Source organism: Shinella sp. M27 (assembly GCF_049199905.1).
In the GTDB taxonomy this organism is placed as follows: domain Bacteria; phylum Pseudomonadota; class Alphaproteobacteria; order Rhizobiales; family Rhizobiaceae; genus Shinella.
This window is the reverse complement of sequence record NZ_JBLZPK010000090.1, coordinates 1-773: the sequence shown is the minus strand read 5'-3', so window position 1 is coordinate 773 and position 773 is coordinate 1. Positions and strand designations below refer to the sequence as shown.

The 773-nt window shown below is 64.8% G+C and carries 1 protein-coding gene and 1 pseudogene; both read right to left on the bottom strand.

The features are described 5' to 3' along the window. Positions 1-311, bottom strand: a pseudogene (locus ACOZK4_RS27230) (electron transfer flavoprotein subunit alpha/FixB family protein); the annotation flags it as partial. Between the two features lie 21 nt (positions 312-332). After that, positions 333-773: electron transfer flavoprotein subunit beta/FixA family protein (locus ACOZK4_RS27225; protein WP_421594746.1), on the bottom strand; the 441-nt coding region annotated here is incomplete at its 5' end.

The window sequence follows — 773 nt, the reverse complement described above, 5'->3', positions numbered from 1 at the left end:
GCGGCAACGCGCGGCAGCACGTTCTTGCCGACCGAGGTCGCAGCCGAGACGATGGCGTCATAGGAGCCGGCAAGCGACACGATGAGCGCTGCCAGCGGTTCGGCGAGGTTGTTGCCGAGGCTTGCATCGTCGGCGAGCAGGACCTTGGAGACGCCCGAGAGCTTTGCGGCGGCATCGGCAGCCGCCTTGGCACCGGAGCCTGCGACGAGCACATGCACGTCCGAACCGATCTTGGTGGCTGCCGTCAGCGCCTTGGCGGTCTGGTCGGAAAGGGTTGCGTTGTCGTGATCTGCCAGAAGAAGAATGGCCATGTCTTTGTCTCCCTTTCCTGCTTACAGCACGCCGGCTTCGGTCTTGAGCTTTTCGACAAGCTCGGCGACCGACTTGACCTTGACGCCGGCCTTGCGGCCCGACGGCTCCTCGGTCTTCAGCACCTTCAGGCGCGGGCTCGTGTCGACGCCGAAATCGGCCGGCGTCTTCTTGTCGAGCGGCTTCTTCTTCGCTTTCATGATGTTCGGCAGCGAGGCATAGCGCGGCTCGTTGAGGCGCAGGTCCGTGGTGACCACGGCCGGAAGTTTGACCTCAATGGTCTGCAGGCCGCCGTCGACTTCGCGGGTGACCTGTGCGCTGCCCGAACCGATCTCGACCTTGGAGGCGAACGTCGCCTGCGCCCAGCCAAGCAGAGCCGACAGCATCTGGCCGGTCTGGTTCGAGTCGTCGTCGATCGCCTGCTTGCCGACGATGATCAGGCCCGGCTGTTCGGCTTCCGCGAC